This is a genomic window from Nocardioides sp. P5_C9_2, assembly GCF_054049555.1.
The window spans coordinates 1-3949 of sequence record NZ_JBFUMD010000374.1 but is presented as its reverse complement, the minus strand read 5'-3'; the positions used below and the strand labels follow the sequence as shown (position 1 = coordinate 3949).

3 protein-coding genes are annotated in these 3949 nt (G+C 74.9%); 2 read left to right on the top strand and 1 reads right to left on the bottom strand.

Annotated elements, in window-relative coordinates; translation table 11 throughout:
• A partial coding sequence (locus tag ACXJKL_RS16340; RefSeq protein WP_457208081.1) for an alpha/beta hydrolase family protein occupies nucleotides 1-765 on the bottom strand: 765 nt, incomplete at its 3' end.
• Nucleotides 766-828: 63 nt separating this feature from the next.
• Here ACXJKL_RS16340 and ACXJKL_RS16335 point away from each other — a divergent pair.
• On the top strand, nucleotides 829-1401 hold the full coding sequence (locus ACXJKL_RS16335) for a hypothetical protein (RefSeq protein WP_457208080.1): 573 nt from the start codon (nucleotides 829-831) through the stop codon (nucleotides 1399-1401).
• On the top strand, nucleotides 1398-3923 hold the full coding sequence (locus tag ACXJKL_RS16330) for a rhamnan synthesis F family protein (RefSeq protein ID WP_457208079.1): 2526 nt from the start codon (nucleotides 1398-1400) through the stop codon (nucleotides 3921-3923). The genes ACXJKL_RS16335 and ACXJKL_RS16330 overlap by 4 nt, the downstream gene beginning before the upstream one ends.
• Nucleotides 3924-3949 lie beyond the last annotated feature (26 nt).

Sequence of the window (3949 nt, the reverse complement as noted above, 5' to 3'; positions counted from 1 at the left end):
CGCCCACAGCGACGCCGCCTGCACGAGTCCCGGCTCCGCGATGAGGGCCTTCATGACGACGCCGCCGCCCATCGAGCGGCCCATCAGCGCCACCCGGTCGTCGTCGAGCGGCACGTCGCGCGACGCGCGGAGGGCCTTGACCGCGGCGACGACGTCGGCGGAGTAGCCGAGCCGCAGGTCCCGGTCCGAGCGCGGGTCGTCGGTCGACTCGGCGTGCCCGCGGTAGTCGACGTGCAGCGCGACGTACCCGCGGCTCGCCAGCACCCCGCGCTCGCGGGTCATGCCCTGGCCGCGGACGTAGTAGGCCGGATCGATGTAGCCGTGCGCCAGCACCACCGCCGGGAACGGACCGCGACCGGTGGGCACGTTGAGCACGCCACTGATGGTGAGGCGTCGCGTCCCGCGGTCGTCCGTGGTGGTCGAGCGGTAGGTGACGTCGTACGACGTGTAGGCGGCCGTCCGCTCGCGCACGGCACCCAGCCGGAGCCGGTCGCCGGTGTGCTCGGCGGCGGACAGGGCGGCCATCGACACCGGGTCCGGCGGCTCGGTGGGCTGCGGCTCCGCACTCGTCGAGGTCGGGGCCGCCGACGGCTCCGGGGTGGACGAGGACGACGGGGAGGAGGGGGAGGGCGAGCCCCCCGAGGCCTCCGAGCCCCCCGAGCCCCCCGAGCCCCCTGAGCACCCGGCGAGCAGCAGCACTGTCACCAGGGAGGCGCCGAGCGACGCGGCGAGGGCGGCGGGGCGACGTACGGCCGGGAGAGTCACGGTCCGGGCTCCTCGGGTCGGGACCTCCACGGTACGTGGCCGACGTGACGGTAGGGTCGCGCCGTGGCTGACCAGGGACACCCGGACCCGCTCGGGGAGCAGACGCAGCAGGAGATCACGCGCCTGGCCGAGGAGCTCGCGACCACCCGCGCCGAGCTCGCCGCGCTGCGCCGGCAGGCCGAGCAGTGGGGTGAGAAGGAGGCCCGGATCCGCACCGCGCGCGACCGGGCGGTGAAGTCCGCGGACGAGCTGTCCGCGGCCCTGGCCAAGCGGCTGCGCGTCGACGCCGCCGGCGACGCCGGGGGCCGCAGGGGAGTGGCACTCTTCAAGGACCGTCAGCAGCCGGTGACCAGGGAGGAGGCGGCCCAGGTCGAGCTCATCCGCGGGTCGGCGCTCTTCGACGACGCGTGGTACCTGCGGACCTACCACGACGTCGCCCACCTGGGCGAGGACCCGGCGCTGCACTTCCTGCGCCATCCCTACAACCCGTTCCGTCGGCCGAGCGACGACTTCGACATCGGCCAGTACGTCATCGACCACCCGGAGGTCCTCGAGGCGGAGGTCAACCCCCTGGTGCACTTCCTGCTGTCCCCGGAGTCCGAGGGCGCGGACGCCTACCCGCCCCGCCCCCGATGACCGAGCTCGAGCGCCGTCGCGAGGCCGTCGCGGACTTCCAGCGCCGCTGGTGGCGCTTCGCCCGGCAGTGGCGCGCCGCCGCCCGCCGCGGCCCCGAGGACGCCACCGCCCTCGTGGAGAAGGCCCTCGCCGCAGGGCTCCCGCCGGTCGACGGCGACCCGCAGCCGCCCCCGCAGGAGGTGCAGGACGACGCCCACCGCGCCGTCGTGGCGGCCAGCGGCTTCCTCGACGCCGACGAGTACGCCGTCCAGCACCGGCTGCTGCGCCGGCAGGACCCGGCGCGCCACTTCGTCGAGACCGGGTGGCGCACCCTGCGCGCCCCCAGCCTGCGCTTCGACCTCTGGCACTACTGGGCCACGCACCTCGACGCCACGGGCGAGGAGGTCGACCCGCTGCTCCACTTCCTGCTCGTCGGCCGCCAGGCCGGACTCGCGCCGCTGCCCGGCCCGGCACCCACCCGGACCCCCACGACGTACGCCCCGGGACGTGCCGTGCGGCGCGCCTGCCTCTTCGCGGGCTACGACCCGGACGGGCTGGTCGACGACTACGTGGTGGACTACCTCACCGAGCTGGCCCGCCACGCCGACGTCTTCTACGTGGCCGACGGGGTGCTCGAGCCGGGCCAGCTGGACCGCCTCGACGGGATCGTCGCGGACGCGTGGAGCGTTCCGCACGGCGCCTACGACTTCGGCTCGTTCTCCCTGCTGGCCCGCGACCTCGTCGGCTGGGACCGGCTGGACGGCTACGACGAGGTGATCCTGGCCAACGACTCCTGCTACCTGCTGCGACCGCTCGACGACGTCCTCGCGGAGATGGACGCCCGCGCCTGCGACTGGTGGAGCCTCCAGGCCACCTCGATGGAGCACGACGAGTCGTACGTCGTCGACGACTCGCCGATCCCGCTCGCCGAGGCCAAGGCCCGCTTCCTCGGGCACCGGCAGTGGACCGACGTGCGGCACCTGCACCTGTCGTCGTACTTCCTGGCCTTCCGGCGTCCCGTGCTCGACGACCCCGGCTTCCGGTGGCGCCTGGACCACGTGGCCCCGCAGTCCGACAAGATGCTGGTGATCCACAAGTACGAGGTCGGCATCAGTCGCTACCTCACCGACGCGGGCTTCGACTTCGACACCTTCATCCCCGAGCTCCACGCCTTCCACCCGCTCTACTCCCGACACTTCTTCGAGCTGGTCGAGCGGGGGTTCCCGCTGGTCAAGCGCAACTTCCTGGGCGAGAACCCGCGCCACGTGCTCGGCCTCGAGCGGTGGCCCGAGCGGCTGCAGGAGCTCGTCCCCGACCTGCGGCTGGACCCGGTCCGGGCCAACCTCGACCGGGTCAGCCCGGTGGACCGGCTGCACGAGGCCCACGACATCCGCCTCGACACCGACGGCCGCCGGCGGCTGATCCCGCGCCGGGCGGTGTGGGGCGGCGCGTTCCGCACCATCGACCGGGAGAGCCCGACCTTCGACCACTGGTGGGCCTTCCTGTCCTCGCCCACCACGGGGCGCCTCGACCCCGGCGTCCGGGCCGTGCTCGACGAGGTCCGCGACGACCCGAGCATCCACAAGGTCGTCCTGTCCCGGTCGCGTCGCCTGCCCGACGACCTGCGCGGCGCCAACCTCACCGTGCTCCCGATCCACACCGTCGACGGCCAGCACGCGCTGGTCCGGTGCGGGCGCATCGTGGTCGACGTCGAGCCCAACGTCGCCATCGACCTCCCGCTCTCGCCGTCGCGGCACGACTTCCTGCACGTCGGCATCGGCGTGCCGGTGCTGGCGCACGACGCGTCGCGCACGCCCGGAGGGGAGTGGCGCAAGGTGCTCGCCGCCGCGGTGACGTCGCAGGCCGACGCGCTCGTGCGCAGCGCCGGCGACCCGGACCTCGGGCTGGCCAAGGCCTGGCCCACCGGTCTGCCGCGCCACGACCTCCTCGTGCGCGAGCACCTGCCGGCCGACCTCGCCGCCGAGGAGGCCCGCGTCCGGGAGCTGGTCGGTGACCGGCGCCTGGTCGTGTGGTGGCCGCACGCCGCATGGGACGCGGCGTACACCGCCGACGAGGTGGCCCGCCTGGGCGCCTGGGCGCGCGAGCACGACGTGGTCCTCGGCGTCCGCGAGCCGCGCGTCGACCGGCTCGACGGCTGGACCCGAGCCCTCGCCGCCGCGGGCGCGCTCAGCCTCTCGTCCCGCAGCGTGCCGTGGTCGACCGTCGTGCACCGCGTCGCCTCCGCGGTGGTCACGGACCGCTCCCCGGAGGCGTACGACGCGCTCGTCACCGGTACGCCGCTGCTCGTGCAGGCGCCCGACCCGGGCCCGTCACGTCGCGTGGAGGCGGTCTTCGCCGGCGACCGCTGGCCCCAGCCTCGGGTGGTCGCGACCTTCGGCGAGCTGCTCGCCGGCCTCACGGAGGTGGCCGACGGAGACTGGGCGGCCACGCCACCGCCCGCGGACCGGCCGGGCATCGCCCCGCTCGACGGCCACGCCGCGTGGCGCTTCGCCCAGCGGGTGCGCGAGCTCAACCTGCGCTGACGTCCTGCTCCCACTCGGCGTAGGGC

Bases quoted from the DNA above. Each gene is read 5' to 3' on its own strand.
- ACXJKL_RS16330 (WP_457208079.1), top strand. From the start codon at position 1,398: ATGACCGAGCTCGAGCGCCGTCGCGAGGCCGTCGCGGACTTCCAGCGC.